The organism is Bacillus sp. ISL-75 (assembly GCF_018613095.1).
The window spans coordinates 1-17,794 of record NZ_JAGGQX010000016.1; the positions used below are offsets into that span (position 1 = coordinate 1).

General features: G+C 39.3%; 18 protein-coding genes. 3 read left to right on the forward strand and 15 right to left on the reverse strand.

Annotated elements, in window-relative coordinates; all coding sequences use genetic code 11:
- Nucleotides 1–259: 259 nt before the first annotated feature.
- The 3 genes from J7E63_RS06800 to J7E63_RS06810 are packed head-to-tail and all read right to left on the reverse strand — an operon-like array spanning nt 260 to nt 2,446.
- Nucleotides 260–1,453, reverse strand: a complete 1,194-nt coding sequence (locus tag J7E63_RS06800; protein WP_215010768.1) for a hypothetical protein — start codon at nt 1,451–1,453, stop codon at nt 260–262.
- Between the two features lie 13 nt (nt 1,454–1,466).
- Complete coding sequence (locus J7E63_RS06805) at nt 1,467–1,853, reverse strand: DUF6114 domain-containing protein (RefSeq protein ID WP_215010769.1); 387 nt, start codon at nt 1,851–1,853, stop codon at nt 1,467–1,469.
- Nucleotides 1,854–1,870: 17 nt separating this feature from the next.
- Nucleotides 1,871–2,446 carry a DUF6230 family protein gene (locus J7E63_RS06810; RefSeq protein ID WP_215010770.1) on the reverse strand — a complete coding sequence of 192 codons (576 nt, stop codon included), beginning with the start codon at nt 2,444–2,446 and terminating at the stop codon, nt 1,871–1,873.
- Between the two features lie 199 nt (nt 2,447–2,645).
- Between J7E63_RS06810 and J7E63_RS06815 the strand changes: the two genes are divergently transcribed.
- The 3 genes from J7E63_RS06815 (at nt 2,646) to J7E63_RS06825 (ending at nt 5,294) form a co-directional block, all read left to right on the forward strand.
- Complete coding sequence (locus tag J7E63_RS06815) at nt 2,646–4,148, forward strand: response regulator transcription factor (RefSeq protein WP_215010771.1); 1,503 nt, start codon at nt 2,646–2,648, stop codon at nt 4,146–4,148.
- 72 nt (nt 4,149–4,220) lie between these two features.
- Nucleotides 4,221–4,610 (forward strand): large-conductance mechanosensitive channel protein MscL, encoded by a 390-nt coding sequence (gene mscL / locus J7E63_RS06820; RefSeq protein WP_215010772.1) that lies wholly within the window; start codon nt 4,221–4,223, stop codon nt 4,608–4,610.
- Between the two features lie 48 nt (nt 4,611–4,658).
- Complete coding sequence (locus tag J7E63_RS06825) at nt 4,659–5,294, forward strand: Bax inhibitor-1/YccA family protein (protein WP_215010773.1); 636 nt, start codon at nt 4,659–4,661, stop codon at nt 5,292–5,294.
- A gap of 189 nt (nt 5,295–5,483) precedes the next feature.
- On the opposite strand, the gene J7E63_RS06830 is transcribed toward J7E63_RS06825, so the two are convergent.
- From J7E63_RS06830 to safA, 12 genes are all read right to left on the reverse strand, one after another.
- Entirely contained in the window at nt 5,484–7,232 is a 1,749-nt protein-coding gene (locus J7E63_RS06830) for an aromatic amino acid hydroxylase (protein WP_251033400.1), read from the reverse strand.
- A gap of 43 nt (nt 7,233–7,275) precedes the next feature.
- Nucleotides 7,276–7,803, reverse strand: a complete 528-nt coding sequence (locus J7E63_RS06835) for an RNA polymerase sigma factor (protein WP_251033401.1) — start codon at nt 7,801–7,803, stop codon at nt 7,276–7,278.
- 87 nt (nt 7,804–7,890) lie between these two features.
- A complete protein-coding gene (locus J7E63_RS06840; protein WP_215010775.1) occupies nt 7,891–9,225 on the reverse strand; it encodes a polysaccharide biosynthesis protein in 1,335 nt (444 codons plus the stop codon).
- Nucleotides 9,226–9,330: 105 nt separating this feature from the next.
- Nucleotides 9,331–11,085 (reverse strand): FTR1 family iron permease, encoded by a 1,755-nt coding sequence (locus J7E63_RS06845; protein WP_215010776.1) that lies wholly within the window; start codon nt 11,083–11,085, stop codon nt 9,331–9,333.
- A 31-nt stretch (nt 11,086–11,116) separates the two neighbouring features.
- Nucleotides 11,117–12,409 carry an iron uptake transporter deferrochelatase/peroxidase subunit gene (gene efeB, locus J7E63_RS06850; protein WP_215010777.1) on the reverse strand — a complete coding sequence of 431 codons (1,293 nt, stop codon included), beginning with the start codon at nt 12,407–12,409 and terminating at the stop codon, nt 11,117–11,119.
- Nucleotides 12,410–13,261 carry an iron uptake system protein EfeO gene (gene efeO / locus J7E63_RS06855; protein WP_215010778.1) on the reverse strand — a complete coding sequence of 284 codons (852 nt, stop codon included), beginning with the start codon at nt 13,259–13,261 and terminating at the stop codon, nt 12,410–12,412.
- Nucleotides 13,262–13,406: 145 nt separating this feature from the next.
- Nucleotides 13,407–14,039: a response regulator transcription factor gene (locus J7E63_RS06860; protein ID WP_215010779.1), complete on the reverse strand. Its 633-nt coding sequence runs from the start codon at nt 14,037–14,039 to the stop codon at nt 13,407–13,409.
- Nucleotides 14,032–15,090: a sensor histidine kinase gene (locus J7E63_RS06865; RefSeq protein WP_215010780.1), complete on the reverse strand. Its 1,059-nt coding sequence runs from the start codon at nt 15,088–15,090 to the stop codon at nt 14,032–14,034. The genes J7E63_RS06860 and J7E63_RS06865 overlap by 8 nt, the downstream gene beginning before the upstream one ends.
- Complete coding sequence (liaF, locus tag J7E63_RS06870; protein ID WP_215010781.1) at nt 15,087–15,821, reverse strand: cell wall-active antibiotics response protein LiaF; 735 nt, start codon at nt 15,819–15,821, stop codon at nt 15,087–15,089. The genes J7E63_RS06865 and liaF overlap by 4 nt, the downstream gene beginning before the upstream one ends.
- Nucleotides 15,822–15,976: 155 nt before the next feature.
- Nucleotides 15,977–16,621, reverse strand: a complete 645-nt coding sequence (locus J7E63_RS06875; protein ID WP_215010782.1) for a PspA/IM30 family protein — start codon at nt 16,619–16,621, stop codon at nt 15,977–15,979.
- A 21-nt stretch (nt 16,622–16,642) separates the two neighbouring features.
- On the reverse strand, nt 16,643–16,990 hold the full coding sequence (locus J7E63_RS06880) for a lmo0954 family membrane protein (RefSeq protein WP_215010783.1): 348 nt from the start codon (nt 16,988–16,990) through the stop codon (nt 16,643–16,645).
- Between the two features lie 149 nt (nt 16,991–17,139).
- Nucleotides 17,140–17,754: a SafA/ExsA family spore coat assembly protein gene (safA, locus tag J7E63_RS06885; RefSeq protein WP_214715316.1), complete on the reverse strand. Its 615-nt coding sequence runs from the start codon at nt 17,752–17,754 to the stop codon at nt 17,140–17,142.
- Nucleotides 17,755–17,794: the final 40 nt, after the last annotated feature.

Here is a 17,794-nt window from a genome sequence, read left to right on the forward strand (position 1 = left end):
TTTGCGCGGAAGGCACGCAGACACCTGCGGGAGTCCGGGGCAGGGGAGACCCCGCAGGCGCTTCAGCGCCGAGGAGGCTCCCCGGCACGCCCGCGGAAAGCGAAGTGCCTGGAGCGCAAATCAACAGACATGTTGCAAAGCCTATATATTAATAATATTATAACGAATTAACGCGGTGAATTGTTAAAGTTATTGTAGAAAATAAGAGGCTGTCGAAAGTTTCTCGACAGCCTGAGAGCAGGACTCCCTGCTCTTTTTTCTATGGTGAAAAGATAATGGCTCCCTCCTTTTCTTTTGCAATTATTTCATGCATTTTATTCAGCTGTTTAATAGGATCCTCAGGTACGACTTTCCCTATTAAATCAATAAGACCGAGTGATTTCAATAAACCCTCTTCCCAGCTTTGAAGTTCTTTTGTTAGTGATGAGTCACCTCGGCAGACACTACTCAAAGGTATGTTCTTTTCAATGGCTTCATCAATTAATGACAAGGCCAGTTCCTTATTAATTACCCCTTTTGCATCCTCCATTTGTTCACAATCGGATTTTATGATCTGTTCCACCTTTTCCGTAGTTCCGCTGACGACAGGGTCAAGCGACTTTATTACAGGCTCAAGTGGCTTCAAAACTGGCTCAAGCGGTTTTGTTACAGGCTCGAGCGGTTTCAATACTGGCTCAAGCGGTTCTGTTACAGGTTCTAAAGGTTTCAATATTGGCTTGAGTGGTTCTACTACCGATTCCAATGGTTTTGGAACCGTCTTCAATGGATGAGTCACCACTTCAAACACATCTTCAACCGGTTCAGTGATTTTACCAATTCCATCATGTGATTCCACAATTTTGGAACCATCTTCACACGTGAGAGGCATATGACCACTTGAAATTTTATCAAGCTCTTTATCCAATTGATGAAGTGGAAGAGAGCTTAAATCTTGAATAATTTTCAACATTTCGGGCTTTGGTGCAGTTGATTGACCGGAAACCGTATTAAGAACTAACTGCTTAATAATACTATTCTCGGATTCCATGAAATGAGCCACCATGACCACCCGCTCCATCCCAAGCTCTGGAACAGTTTCTGATGCCTTTACACAAGCCCCTTTAAAGACAAAAGCCGATGTATCAACAGTCATATTCCTTACACTAACAGGTCCATTTGCTTTTAAACTAATACTTAGAGGACCCTTTGGTGAATTTACCTGCTTGGTTAATTTCATTCCATAAATGATTGCGGATTTATAATGAAAACGCAGCATTAGTTTACCACTATTTGTAGAGGTTTCTTGTTTAATAATGTTTGCAGTCATACCCGAACCAACGACTCGGTCTGCCTCAATTACAAAACCATCTGTAGTTTGTTCTTTCGCTTTAACTGCTCCACCATTAGCGAAAATTGTTAAAAACATCAACGGGAGACATAAGCTTAACAAGATCATCTTTCTTTTCCACCACATATTTTGATCTCCTTTAGATAGTCTGGGCCGTTTTTTCCATCTCAGTTGGGGGTGATACTTTTACTTTGACTGGTGCCAGACTCCAGGCCAACAGCAATGCTCCCCCGATGATGCCAAATATCGTGCCAAAAAGAAACCCTCCCAATGCTCCAATAACAGAAAGTATTGATAGAAAAATAGTAAAGATTCCTAGAATTTTAGAAGCATTTGGAAAGAATAAGGCCACAATTCCAATCAATGTAAGTAGTCCGCCAAAAAGTAAGCCTATGATAGCTATCGACCCTGGAAGGAATGTACTTAAATATAGGTTTAAAGGCACCCATGAAATCATGAGTCCGCTGATTATTGTAATCAAAGCACCCCACAGCGGCCGGCACTTTCGCCATTTAGTATATCCCATCAATTTTCCTCCATTTCTTATTTCTTATTAATCTTCTCAACTGTCAGTCTCATCCCGTTCATATTAATCGTTTTCTGAAACAGATAGTGTGTTTTCAGCTTTGCATGCTCTAAGGTAATTTTCGATGAGGTTTGTTGGAATTGTTTTTGCCAATCATCGCTATGATTTTCTTTTAGCGCTAAGTTTTGGAATTTTGCATCCGCTTCAATAAGACCTGCATCGTGTTGTAGTCCGGTAATCTGTACAGGTTTGGAGGCCGTAATCTTGACTCGGATCCATTGCCCGCCAACCTTGAAATCTTTGTATAATTGCAAATTATCAATTGTCAAATTTTCTATTAAATTTGTGCCTTGTGGAGCCGAATCCTCACTACTTGTTTCACCCATTTTTGGAAAAAAAGTGTAGCCGCTTCCCTCCAATTTATCAAACTCTACATAAAAGTCACCCACACCAGCAATTGGGACAGCATATGCTACCCCCGAGATCCCAAATGAGACTAATAACAGCGCTAATACCAAAATTCCCGACCCTAAAGCTGACCAGAAAACTCTTTTACTAGTGATCCCCTCAACAAGCTGAATTGAACTTTCCATAAACGCCCTCCTACTTTCTGAATTTTAATAATATTCTTTTTAATACCTTACAACGGTTTTTTCACCGCCACAATCACGAAATATATCGTATTAATACTTGTACCCCGTCAAATGTCGGGTACGGATTACTACTACGGACATATCGAAAAATATTCCACCGAAGATTATTAAAACGGATATTGATGGAGGTGGAACCAACATGGAGCACAAAGTGGAACAGCTTATACAAAAGGGACTCTCCATTCTTATCGGGCTTAGTGAACCATTTATGAAAGAATGGGAGGAAGTTCTATCCACATTAAAATACCGAAAGGACAGTTTAGTGGATGAATTTAATGTCATCATCCAGATTGCCTTCCAACAGTTATTTAATGATAAAATCCCTAGTGTAGACTCCTTCATCCTTTCCCTTCTTTCTGAATGGAAAAATCGTTTCGCCACCAAATATGATGAAAACGAGTCGATATTCTTGTTAACTACGATTGAAAATATATTTCATAAGCTGTTATCTCAAAATAAATCTTCCACATTTCTTGATCATCAGGCAGTCCAATCCTTTTTCTCGAGAATACTTGACCAGACGTTGTTAACACAAGATATAGAAAAGCGGAATGAGAAATGGGTAAAAACTATTATCGCTACTAACATCATTCCAATGAATTGGATAGCTGTTGTTAATAAGGGACAGGAAGATTATCAGGTGAATAGTGTTGTCTGTTCTGAACTAAATCAAGTAGATACCCCTTTAATTGAAATGTCCAAAGGTTTAAAGGCTAGTCAAATCGACCACTTATCAACCGCGATTGCTAGACTATTAGGAACAGACAGCGACGGGGCTTCCATTGTCCAAATTCCTTGTTTGAATGACACCCTGTTAATAGGTCTGGAACGTAAAGACTTTCTTGTCAGCAATCATGAAATCGATTTTATTAGAGGGATGTATTTACGCCAGCTAAAACTACATCATCTTGAAAATAAGATGGAATGGAAAGATGCATCACTCCTCTTCTTACAGCACTTGTTACGTACCCGTGGGGCGGATGAGGCGGTTAAGGCGATTACTAAAGGTTTAGTCGAATATATGCCCTTTAATCGCTGTGCCCTATTTATGTATAATCAATACGAGGACAAAGGAATTGGAGTTTCTGGATATAATGTAAGCAATCCCACTATTCAGCAGATTAGGGAAGAATTATTTAAGCTCCCCTTACTAAAAAAATATTTACATTCATTAAGTCATTCTCAGCCCCTTTATTTTGCTGATGCTGCTGAAGTGTTACCGAAAAAATATGTCCAGGAATATAAATTAAAGTCACTAGTGGTATTGCCAATATTTGTCCCAACAAAAAGCAAACTGATCGGTATTGCCCTTTTGGACAAAGGGGAAGAGTCTCAATTTGAAGTTTCTATTCAAACCTTGGCCACATTAATAAAATTTGGGCATTATGCAGGGGAATTGCTTTTCTCTATTGGAGATGAGGCACTTCAACAATTTGTGAACTCCACTAGCGTCTTAACACAACGTGAGAAAGAGGTATTAAAATTGATTGCCGAGGGTGCATCTATCAATGAAGCGGCAACGATTCTTCATCTAAGCAGCTATACGGTTCGTGATTATATTTCTATCATCATTCAAAAATTAGCTGCAAAAAACCGGATTGATGCAGCGGTAAAAGCAATTAAGATGAACTTAATTTCATAATATTAGGTTTGCTATTGTACTTGGTTGGAGGTTACAATATACAATTAAGCAAAAAGCTTGGAGGATGTTTTTATGTGGAATGAGTTTAAACAATTTGCCATGAAAGGCAATGTTATCGATTTAGCAGTCGGTGTTATTATTGGCGGAGCGTTTGGGAAAATAGTTTCTTCTCTTGTTGCTGATGTTATAATGCCATTAGTTGGATTAGTCATTGGAGTCGTTGATTTTTCTGAACTTTCCTATGGAAAGTTAGCCTATGGTAAATTTATTCAAACAGTGGTTGATTTCTTAATTATTTCATTTTCCATTTTCCTATTTATAAAGTTTCTTAACCGTTTTAAAAAGAAAGAGGAACCAGCAGCGGTTGTTGCGAAAGTGGACCGAACGGAAGAGCTTTTAGCAGAAATTCGCGATTTATTAAAAGAAGATAAAGATTTTTTTAGAAATAATGAAACATCTTGACCATTTCCTCGTATAACTTAATAATAAATAATTTTTGAGGTGAAAAATTTGTATACTCAAACATCTACTGAATTTTTGCCATCTGTTTTACGAACATTTGCCCTTTCACTTGCGATTGCATTCTTGGGTACAATGGCAGGAGTATTTGTTCCATCCGGCCTATTTATGCCATTAGCTATTTTAGAATTTGTCATGCTCATGGTTGCCTTCTTTTTCAGACGCAAAAAGGCGATTTCTTATTCATTCTTATACATTTTTACATTTATATCTGGAATAACCCTTTATCCTATCGTAGCTTATTACTTAGCTACAGCAGGTGCAAACGTGGTGGTTATGGCATTCGCCAGTACAACGGTTGTTTTTACAGGTGTTGCTATTTATGCGACTAAATCAAAACAAAACTTTTCCTTTTTAGGAGGATTCCTGCTAGCTGCCTTGCTTGCATTAGTGGCTATTTCCATTTTTAATATCTTCTTTCCATTAGGCTCTACAGGGATGCTTGCTTACTCCTTTATCGGTGTATTAGTATTTAGTGGGTATGTCCTCTTTGATTTTAGCCGAATGAAGCATTACGGTGTAAGACCCGATGAAGTCCCATTGATGGCATTAAACTTATACTTGGATTTTATAAACCTTTTCGTCAGCATCCTTCGTATTTTGGGGATTCTTTCAAGCAAGGATTAACTAGAAAAGCGGAAGCGTCCGTTTAACGGCGTATGGACTGGAGCGCTCCAACTGAGATAAAGGAAACACGGTGAGCGGAGCGAGCCGATGTTGACTTATCGTAGGGCGGAGAGCGAAGTCCACTAGCCGTTAGGCGCTGGAGCTAGACAGTATGAGAAAGGAGCTTGGGATTCCAAGCTCCTTTTACTTTTAGCTATTATATATTAACGTGAATCCGCGCTGAATCACCTGCTTTATTGATTTTTCCCAGTTTTTTTTCAGTAACATTTCAGTTATACGCTTAACGTTGGGATGACTGCCATTGTGCTTCTTATAGAGTTCTAGTATTTCAAGCCTCAATAACCACTCATTGGGGTACTGCTTATCTAAGGTTAGTATTACTTTTTCCAAGCTGGACCAACTCTGTTCATTCCACACCGGACTCTCACGTAAACTGCGGATTTCCTCATATAGCTTTTCTAGTTGATTCCAATTCTGCTGCACTACTGTTTCCTCTACAACATTTGTTTCATCTATTGCTGGCCAGTCGAAATAACCGTCTGGATCAGCAGCGCCTGCAAACACAGAGGTTATTTCTGCTCCCACAGCCATATCATAGGTCCCCCAAGATGGTTCAAAAAGGACTTGATCCTTGAATTTTACTTGGCAATCCTTAAATGAAATTAAGACAGGTTTACCTGCAGACAACAAAATGGTCTTCACGATCCCCTTTACAATGACACCACTTTCAAATTTCAATACTGCTTCGCTTCCTTCAATAATGCCTAAATCCTTTAATTGATCAAGCGAGCTATTCTCAATTACCATCTTCCCTTCAAGTTTGCCTATGGGTGTCCCAAAGCCTTTATGATGTGTATCTCTGCCATGGTCCACTAATTGTTTTTGATCCAGCGATAGTGCTGTAGGTCCCTTCGTTCTGATATAAACAGCTTCCCCTTTATCATCCTTCAAAATCGTTGTTAGTGTGCCGGTCACTTGCAACCCTGAAGAGAAGACAAAAGTTGCGAGATTATCAGATTGCAAAGCTTTTTCTAGGCTTTCCGTTCCACCTTTTTGAAATGCCATGGTAGAAGCAAATTGATCAATAGCCGCTGCCAGTTCATCAAAGTTCTTACAAACAAATAGTTGCGGCTGAGGCTTTGTGACATCATATGGTGTCTTAATACATTCTTCTACTGAGAATGGGATCTTTTTGACATCATCAGCTAGACAACTTTGACTCTCACCTACTGATGATAGTAGGCCAGCTCCATAAATTTTCGGATTCTTTAGGTCACCCACTAATCCATATTCTACCGTCCACCAAAAAAGCCTTGAAACTTGATCGGCCTCTGATAGACCTTTGACCTTCTTTCTAGCTTCTGCTACCAGTCTTTCTGCCTCTTTAACCTGATCTGGTGTAGAATTTGGATCTTCGGCAACAATTGTTAAATGACGAACTGCTTTAAATACCTCTAGCTTCTCTTTACTGGAGAGTGCTTTTGCTCCCATTTCGCCGATTTTCTTAACAAATTCCCGATATGATTTATCTAATAAAATGGGCGCATGTCCAGCTGCCTCATGGATCATATCCGGTGCAGGGGTATAGGCAATGTTCTGTATTTTTCTTATTTCCGTTGCGATTGGTAAGATACAATTTGCCAGAAAGCCATAAAACGCTGTGCCAGGAATTAACCCAGCAATCGTGACGGCACCCCAGCCCACTTTGGCTAGACTGGTATTCATGTCTTCTACTTTTGGAATCGATTCAGTTTTAATTCCTGAATCGTATAGGCCATTCACATATGCGGGATGGGCGATATCTTTTAAAAAGTAATGATTTTGTTTCATGACAAAACGCCATACCGCATGATCGATAGGCGTATAACGGTTGTAATATTGCTTTGAAATATACGGAAGTAACTGTACCGGAGACCTTTTTGTTTCATTTCCTGTCATCTTCAACATTCTCCTTTGCAAAGAATATTCTTTGATGAAGCAATTATGCGAGTGATTGCATTTTGGGGCGAAGTCTCTCCTTCGCTCTTTTCATTCTTGTTTTTACTGTCGACATTGGCAGATTACTTTTCTTCGCGATTTCAATGAGTGAGAAATTTTGATAGTAATAAAGATAAATAGGATAACGATAAATTTCCGGTAATAGGTTCACCTTTTCAGCCATCTGTTCAGCAGAAAATTTATGTAAGACTTCCTCTTCTGGAATGACGCTTGGTTCGAATGAGGCTGAATAGGAATAAACTCCTTCCTTCCAAAATTGCTTAGATTTATTTTCCTTCCGCCAATAATCACGGCATTTGTTGATTGCAATCGTAAAAAACCAGCCTTTGTATTTAGATTGCTCTTTAATTGAAGGATATGCTAAAAAAGCTGAGAGTAATACCTCTTGATAGATGTCCTCTGCAAGTTCTTTATGCTTCACTAAAGACAAAATATATTTATAAATGGATCTTCCATGTTCCATTACCACTTCTTCAAATGATGGGACAATTCCAGCTAGCATGTTCTCCATCCTTTCCATCTTTAAAATGATCTACATTCTATTAGACGGAATTGACAGCATTCCCCCCTACAGTTATACAGAAAATTTCTCAGGAGTTTATCGCTCAGTAGTATTTTGAATGAAGCCTTTCATAAAAATACTGACGCCAATTTTCTTGCAGATCGTTAGATAATGCATGAGGGCTAATAAAACAGCGCCTGTATTCATCCCAATAATAACGCCATTCATTCTCCATTCAGGCATCGCTGCAAGCAAAAGAATGAGTGAAAAAGAGATGATCGTCGACCAAATGATATGAATGAATGTCTCTTTAAGTAGATTAAGTCCAAACAAAAAGGCCTGCATCGGCATGATAAAAAAGTGAAATAAGAAATATGGCCAGAGTAATTGTAAAAATAGGGCAGGTGTTTCTGATTTAAAAAATAGCGACGTTAACTCGGGTGCAAAGAAGTAGAAAATAGCTACGGATATGACCCCATATACAAAGGTTAGCTTCATCACCTGTAGAAGCATTTTTTGGAGCCTTTGGTAATCACCCTCTGCGTATGTCTTGGACACAGCTGGGATTAGAACGACCATTAACGAGTGAGCAATAAAACCCGGAAAAAAGCCTATCGAAATGGCCACCCCCATCAGCATTCCAAATTGCTCTGTCGCTAATGTATCGCTCAAGCCAGAACGAACCAACGCTGCCTTAATGATAAAGGGCTGTATGGCACCTGTAAAAGCTGAAAACAAGCGAAGACCTGTTGTTGGAATCGAAACTGCCATTAGATTTTTCTGAACTACCTTACGTTTCATATTAGAAAAGGGCTGTCGCTTCAATTGCTGAAATTGGATAATAAACATGTATATTAAATAAAGGAACACAACTATCTCGCTTCCTATAAACGTACCAATCGCGATTAACACTGACTCAGCTGTGTCGAAAGCAAAGAAACGGAAAAGGAGGAACAGCCCTGAAAGTTGAATCGTTTTCCTTAAAAAATTTGAGACTGCTATTTTCCCCATTTGCTGCTTGCCCATAAAATATCCCCTCGCGACGGAGGTGAAGGAAATGATGGGTATTAAGATCAAAACAAGCCATCTTACATATGGATGATATTTGTCAAACACAGGAATAAACGGAATGATTACAGTAGCTGCTAAAAAAAGGGCAGCCGAGAACACAATCGTAATCGTAATCGCATGATGAAGGATATTTCGGTGATAACGGTCTTCCCTTTCTGCAATGAATTTTGAAATCGATACAGGCAACTCAAAGCTGGATAGTAACACAATTAAGAAGATCGATGGCAAAATGGACATATACAGACCTAGTCCGTGTGGTCCTAACTCTCGAGCAAGAATCATATTTACTAAAATTTCGATACCTTCCCCCAAAAAAGCAGCTACAGCTAAAAAGAATATCCCCTTATAATAAATAGCCAATTTTTTCTCCTCCATACTCATCTCACTTTTATAAACTTATGAGACAAGTTCTTTGATTATTAGAGAAAAATTTTTAGGAGAATGAAAAAAAGGGCTCGCAGCCCTTTAAACGTTCACCATTACTGTTTTTTTTCTGATCATCCATGTTAATAAAACAATAACCGTTACTAATATTAACTGTGTAATCGTCGTTTCCCAGGTTGGATATAATCCGATCCAATCGATAAACGGAAACTGATGTACGGTGCTAGTCGGCAGCACATTCGAAATTTGCAAAGCATGGATACTAATACCAAGAATTTTAAAGGCTAAGAAATAGATAAGAATGGTTGCAGCCTTAAAGAAAAAGCGAATCGGAATTTTCACACTGTAGTAGATAATTGCAAAACCAACAATAACTAGGATTCCTACTGCAAGGATTACACCCAAAACCAGTTGCTGCAAGCTTATATAGGGCGTGATTCCTGTATAGAATATGATCGTCTCTGCCCCTTCACGGAAAACTGACAGAAAACTAATCAGTGCAAATGAAAAAAGACTTCCTCTGGCAATCGCTTGCTCCATTTGTTGATTAATATATTTATTCCAGTTCCCGATACTGGATTTATTGTGGAGCCATGCACCAACGGTTAACATCATAATGACAGCGACAACCCCAGTGATTCCCTCAATATATTCTCGGCTAGAAGCAGCAACTATTCGTGAGAATACAATATTGATAATCATGGCCAGTACAGCACTGGCAAGGATCCCTGCTCCAACACCAGCCCAAATCCATTTCTGTTTCGCGCCCTGACCCATTTTCTTCAGAAAAGCAAGCAATGTGGCCACGATTAATAACCCTTCTAACCCTTCACGTAACAAAATTAATGCGGCATCCCATAAAGAATAATCAGTTTTACTAATTAACGGCGCTAGACGGGAATTTAATTCCTTTACGATCTCCTCTGCTTTTGGACCATCAACTTTAGCAGAGTTTATAAGACTAATAGCTGTAGGTATTTTTGTTTCAACATCACTATACAACTTACTGTCTCTTGTCTGAACATCCCCTTCAATCATTGGCCAAATGTTTAGTATTTCAGTTAACAGGTCAGAAGCACTCTTATAGTTTTCTTTTGCAATCTGTGTTTCTGCATTACTCAATAATGTAGTTAGATCGGATAGTGAATAATCCCCTTTAGCCTGAGTAGAAACCTTACCAGCCAAGAAATTTTCCACTTCTTTGGCTAGTTTCTCTACATTTGTTTCAGCCTTCTCTAAATCAGCAGGAGCCTGAGTGATCGCAATTCGGATCAATGCCATGTATTTTTCAATGTTACCGTAGGCGACAATACTTTCATCATGAACCGTTTTTTCAGAGGCATTCCATTTATTTAACAGAGTTTGATATTGGGCTTTCAAAACAGACTGATTCCCATCTTCAATCGATTGTTTCAAAGATGCGATGAGCGGTTTCAGCTGCTTTACTTGCTCTTTTCCTTTTTCTTTATCCTGTGGATTTTGTTCTTGGTCATAGAGAACCACTGCACTTGATAAAGAGGAAAGACCCTTTGAAAGAACCTCTTTTTCCACATTCTCTTTGGCTAGTAAACTTTGAACCTCATTAAGTTCTTGTTCAACCTTTTCAGCCTGTTTACTATCTTCTTTCTTAATCGATGCCCATTCGTTAGCAAACAGCTCCATATTTCTCATCACTGCTGAATGGTCGCCATCTTTGGCTTTCATTAAGCTATCGCCGATTAGAACGAAAAGCTCATCATGATTCACAGCCGCTTTCACTGGCTGGACTGTTTGAAAAAGAATGAAAAACATCATTAATAATAATATAGATTTACTTTTTGTCTTAAATCGTCGCATGCGTCTCTCTCCTCTAATAAAAGGAAAAACCTTAGTTAAAAAGTGCTTCTCCTATAAAACCACTTGATTTCGTTCCTGGTAAACAAGCAAAGATGGCACTCCCTCTATGGGATATATATTCATTTAATTTATCCATCTTGGCCAATCTATTTTGTATCGGGATAAATTGTTTACTAGGAGCACGCTGGAAACATAAGAACAATAGACCCGCATCAAAGCTGCCGGTTTTCAGATCCATTCCATCCGAATAGGAATAGGCCCTGCGCAGAATCTGCTGGGAACCGTCCCCATGGGATAAGCGTGTATGCGAATCGGCAGGGATGCTATATTCGCCTTTTTCATTTTTTTGCTTCAAATCAAGTTTTTCAAATTCATTTTTTTGCCCAATTGGTGCACCATTTTCACGATAACGGCCAAAGGTATTTTCTTGATCTTTTAATGTTGTACGGTCCCACACTTCAATAAACATTTGAATTCGACGGACAACAAGGTAACTTCCATTCACTAACCAATTAGGGCCATCCCCAGGCTGGACCCATACCTGTTTGTTCATTTGTGATTCATTGTTTACATCAGGATTGGCTGTGCCATCTTTAAAGCCAAACAAATTCCTTGGCGTTTCACTTTTGGGGTCTGCTTGTTTCGTGCGTTGAAACCCTGTTTGTGCCCAGCGTAAAATCGCCTTCCCTCTTGCAATTCGAATCAGATTTCGAACCGCGTGAAAGGCTACTTGCAAATCATCAGCACAGGCTTGAATACAAAGGTCACCACCTGTCCATTCGTCTTCCAACGCATCAAGCGGAAATTTAGGCAGGTCTACTAATTCTTTCGGCTGCTTGGCTTTAAGACCAAACCTGTCTTGATTATCTTTAACGAACAGACTAGGACCAACCCCGAATGTAATAGTTAAATTAGAAGCAGATAACCCAGCGGCCTCCCCCGTATCTTTTGGAGGGAGGAACTCATTACTCGATAAATCCCCCACTGCTTTTCCTTCAGATAACAAGGCTGCGGCTTTTGTCCAATCTTTGAATAATTGAACCAAATCTTCCTTTTTCGAGGTAGTCACATCCAAGGAAACAAAATAAACATGGTTTTGTGTTTTCGTCGTGATTCCACTTTGATGTTTTCCATAAAAGGGCACGATCTCATGGGCATCTTTGGTGGTAGCTTTGCTCTCAGAAATCGAAAGCAAACCGCTTAGTCCTGAAGCGCCCAGAATTACTCCGACACCGCCAACACCGGCCGTTTTAAGGATATCTCTTCTCGAAATCTTATTTCCGATTGATGTAGATTCATCGATGATGTTTTTATTCTTTGCCAATTAAGACGCCTCCGTAACAAGTCCTATTTGTGAGAGTGGTTCAGCTAGTGCATCAATCGCTTGGCTTAGTTCTTTAACCTGGGCTTCTGTTAAATCAGTATAGAGCTTATAGCCTTCGCCTTTTTTATGCTGGTTTAGTAGATTATAAACATCATTGAAACGCGCTTCTATTTCTTTTGAAACGTCCTCATCTTTTTTCTTTAATTCCGGATTTAGGAGTTGGTAAATCTTTTCTGCTCCCTCCACATTAGCAGCAAAATCATATAAATCTGTATGGGAATAACGATCCTCTTCGCCTGTTACCTTGGAAGTAGAAACCTCATTTAATAGATCAACTGCTCCGGTTATTAATAATTCAGGTGTCACTTCTACGGTATCTACCTTTGCACGTAAAAGATTGACATCTTTCATTAACTGCTCTGCGTATTGTTCATATCCTTTGGTTGTCTTGTCTATCCATAGGCCTTTTTCTATTCGGTGGTAGCCGCCCCATTCCGCCTCCGGGACATCGCCTTCTCGTGCATCAATCTTCGGGTCTAGGTCACCGAATACTTCTGCAATCGGTTCAGCACGCTCGTAATGCATCCTAGCAGGTCCATAAAGGGCCTTGGCTTGATCTATTTCTCCATTTTTAACGGCTGTTGTAAAGGCGTCTGTAGCCTTTACAAATTCTTCAACTTCTCCTAGGGCATATGCCTTGTACTCATCTGTGACCCCATTTAGTGAATCTTGGCTTGTAGCCACTGTGTCCTCAACCTTTTCCGTTTTTGAAGTTTCCTCCCTATTATTTGTACATCCAAATAGAAGACTGCTAGATAATAGTAGAAATCCTGTAACTTTAATAAGTTTCATATTTTGTATTCCTCCGAAATTTTTAATATTGATAATCATTTTCATTAATATCATACCAGTAACTGAGAAAGATTTTCAATTATATTTTTGAAATTTTATAATAAAAAAGAAAAAAGACCTTCCTTTTTAGGAAAGCCTTGGAGATTTATTTAATTAATGAATGCTTAAATGCATAAATGACTGCTTGCGTTCTATCTTGGACGTTCAACTTGCTCAAAATATTACTGACATGGGTTTTGACGGTTTTGAGGGCAATAAATAACTCATCAGCAATGTCTTGATTGGTTTTGCCCTCTGCCATTAATAATAATATTTCGATTTCACGGGTGGTAAGGTCTTCGTGCGGCAAATGCGTATTTTTTTGACGCATCTTCACCATCATTTTTCCGGTTACTTCCGGTTCCAGGACCGATTGTCCATGGTATGTAGCACGGACTGCATTCGCAATTTCACCTGCTTTAGAGGTCTTCAGCATATAGCTGGTTGCCCCTGCTTCAAGTGCAGGATAAACTTTTTCATCGTCCAAAAAGCTTGTCACGATAATAACCTTTGCTTCCGGCCATTGTTCAATGATTTGCTTTGTGGCTTCAATTCCGTCCATTTCCTTCATCACTAAATCCATTAGAATGATATCAGGGCGAAGTTCGAGGACAAGCTCCACACCTTTTTTTCCATCGTCAGCTTCTCCAACTACCTCAATGTCTGGCTGCGCTGATAAGTAAGAAGAAACTCCGATTCTAACCATTTCATGATCATCAACAAATACGACTCTAATCATTGGCACCATCTCCATTAATCATCACCGGAACCTTCACTTCCAGCCTTGTTCCTTGATTTTTTACACTAACCACTTTTAACGTGCCGCCTACTTCTACTGCACGCTCATGCATATTTTGCATTCCATAGGAACCTGCTTTCATCTCGTTTACATCAAAACCTATTCCGTCATCAATAATCCTTAAGATGACAAGATCATCCCGTTTTACCATCAGAACTTCGAGTTTATTGGCTTTCGAATGTCTTAACGTATTTGAGATCGACTCTTGGAGGATACGGAAAAGATGATCCTCTACTCCTTTATCTAACGGAAAAACCTCTGTCTTCCATTTAATATCCATCTCAACCTTTTGTGATAATTCGATTAATAGCTCTTCAATTCCTTCTTGAAGTGTTTTATTTTTTAAGGCCACTGGCCGTAAATGTAAAAGCAAGGCACGCATTTCCAACTGTGATTGGTGAATCATTTCTTCGACTAATTTCAATTGTTTCGCTTCGCGGTCATTTTCTACTGGTGATTGCTGTTTAGTTTCGTTGATGGCCGACATCATCATCGAAGCAGCAAATAATTGCTGACTGACAGAATCATGCAGTTCACGGGCCAATCGGTTCCGTTCCTGTTCAATAATTTCTTGGATTCTTCCTTCAAGGTCTTCCACTTTTTCAGTGGCTAATCGCTGCGAAAGCTTCGCTTGTTCAGACATTTGTTTGCCGATTCTCTCAATTCGGTTTGCAATGAGCTGCATTTCTGAGATAACAGGTTTCTCCCTAACTACTTCTATTTGTTTTCCTTCCTCTAATAGATGCAAGGAGTGTTCAATGGATAGAAACTGCCTTCTCCAAAACACCCCAGAGACTGCACCTAAGAGAATCCCAACGGCAATGCTAAAGGCAGGGATAAAGATTACAAACGGAACATTCATGAAATGTTTACTCCACAATTCCGCCCAACTGCTTAGTGGGAAAACGAAGATAAAAATGGCACTGACAATAATAGCAAGGAAAAAGGAAAAGCCAACACTCCAGAAAATTTTACGCTGGGTTGTGCTCATATCCGGCTCACCTCTAAATTTCCAACCATGAGCGAGGTGAAAATTTTCACTTTGTGCTCAGCTATCTCATATCCTGGTGTTTTTAGGTGTAATACTCGATTGAAAAGTTTAGAGTCGTGGTGCTCGAAAACAGTCGTTGAACCCATAATGCATGAATGCTGGACACTAACATCAATATCATAAGGAACAAGGATTTGAATATTCCCAATCAGATTGCGAATAAAGATAACCGTTTCCCCTTTAGGCAGCATCGTAAAGCTCAGATCAATGATGGAATCACCGATCCCTGCCTGGATATTTACATCATTCCATTCGTAGGCACCCGGGGGGGTCTTTTGCTGACCAAGGACGATATTTTCAAATAGAGGTTCTGACTTTATCATTGTTTCTTCATGGGAGGTTGGTTCGATTTCCGTGATTTCAGGTGAGATTTTCTTAGGTTTCTTTTTGGCATTTAAAAATTGAATAAAAAAGTGCAGTAATATCGCGACTAGTAAAAACTTAAACGTCATCATATTTAAGAGACTAAGGACTAAGAAAATAATCCCGCCGATAAAAAGTATTTTCCCCTTCTTTTTCCCCGCTCGTTTGCGGCCGAGGTAAATCATGCCTCCAGAGATAAAAAGAGAGAAAATTAGCCCACTGTTAAAAAATAGTATTTCCATGACTAAAATGATCGCACCGATAATGACCAGCCAGCCTATATAATCATTTTTAGTATTTTTAAACATGGTCCACCCTCCCTTATATCCATCTGGATAACTCTTTTATAGTTTGTATTACTATTGTTTATGGTCAAAAGGCGCAGAAATCCTACGCCTTTAGTGTCTAGCTCCAGCGCCTAGGGGCGCTTCCGCTTTTTAATTTAGCATACCATGTTTTGTATTTAAATGGACTTGCTTTCTTCTAATTTCATTTCCTTTTCTAGTTGTGCAACTCGAGCATCGATCGTATTGCGATAGTATGAGCTATTCACTTGATGCTCTAAGCGGTCAAGATAGTTTTCAATATCTTTAAACTTCGAGTAGGATTTATCTGAATACGTATTAGAATCAAGCACCTGGTTGATTTGGAGGTTCGCTCGTGTTACATTTTCACGGCCCATTAATTCCATCCGTCTTAGGTGCATATCTTTTAGCTTGTGTTTCATTTCTTCATACTTTCTTTCTAATACTACTAGTTGATTCTTTACTTGTTCAAGTGATGTACTCAAGCGGCTGGCACGGTCTGCATATTGCTGATGCTCTGCTGAGGCAAACTGATAAAGTTCTGTTTCGCCTGCTTTAGAAGCAATTTCAGCTTGGTACTTTCTTTTTTCAGCTAACTGGGACGCTTGCTGATATTCTCTTGTAAATTCATCTTTCAGTGTGTATTGACGTTCTAATAGCTTTCTAACTTTCTCTGTTTCTTGCTCACACTGGCGTAGGTATTGATTTAATAAAGCAATTGGATTTTGTTTATCTTTTTGATCAAGTGCCTGGTGTAAATCGGCTGTAATCGTGTTTTTAATTCTTGTAAATAAGTTTGTCATGTTCATTCTCTCCCTTATTTCTTAATAATTTTTCAATTCATTCCACTGTTTTTCAAAATTAACAAATGGGTCATTTTCTTCCTTCACGGTTGTGTGCTTTTTCTCATTCCATTTTTTATAAACAAGGTATAACACATATGCTGCTGCAACCCCTATAATTGCTGGAGCGTTATGAATGGATGCGATGAGGACAATGAATCCAATGATCCCAAGCCCAATTTTTCCTCCTGTCGATTCAGCTTTTAAGAACTGTTTGAATATGAAGTATAGGAGTACTAAGCTAACGAGTAACCCCACCATTGGACCAATGGTTGAAAGCAAGATCATCGCTGCAATTCCACCTGCTAACAGTAAACCAAATTTTTTCATTTTGTTTTGCTCCTTTCTTTATCTTGATTTCATCTTACCTCTTTTCATTGTTTATCATAATTGCGCTTGAGCTTGATTTTCATATCGGTCCTAAGACGTAGAAAGGGTCAGCCCCTAAGCGAAATGCTTAAGAAACTGACCCTTTTGTCTTACTTAGAAATAAACATCTGTACCCAATAGTGTCTTTGTGAGCCACCCTGTGCGTAGCCAACCCCAATATAGGTAGATCTCGTGCTTAAAATATTTGCCCTGTGACCGGAGCTATTCATCCAAGCTTGAACGACTGAAGCCGGTGTCGTTTGCCCTGCTGCAATGTTTTCAGCAGCTGACCGATAGGAAATCCCAAAGCTTTTCATCATTGCAAACGGACTGCCATACGTTGGACTGGTATGACTGAAATAGTTTTTATCTCTCATGTCATTGGCTTTATAACGAGCCACCCTTGAGAGCTCCCAATCGGGTGTTAATGCCTTCAAACCATTTTTTGCACGCTCCTGATTGGTTAACTGGATTACCTGGCTTTCAGTACTTTTTACAGCATCGAAACTTGGGATAGTAACCTTTTGACCTGGATAAATCAAATTTGGATTCGAAAATTGTCGGTTTGCCGAAATAATTTCGGAAATTCCAACTTGATACCTAACTGCGATTTTCCAAAGTGTGTCCCCCGGCTGAACGGTGTAAATTTGCTGGGCAAAAGACACACTTGGAATACAGAATAGTGATAATAAAAACAGAAAACTAAACCAAAAAGATTTTTTCATTTTTTCGCCTCCTCCGAATATATAATTTTGATTTCAGGCT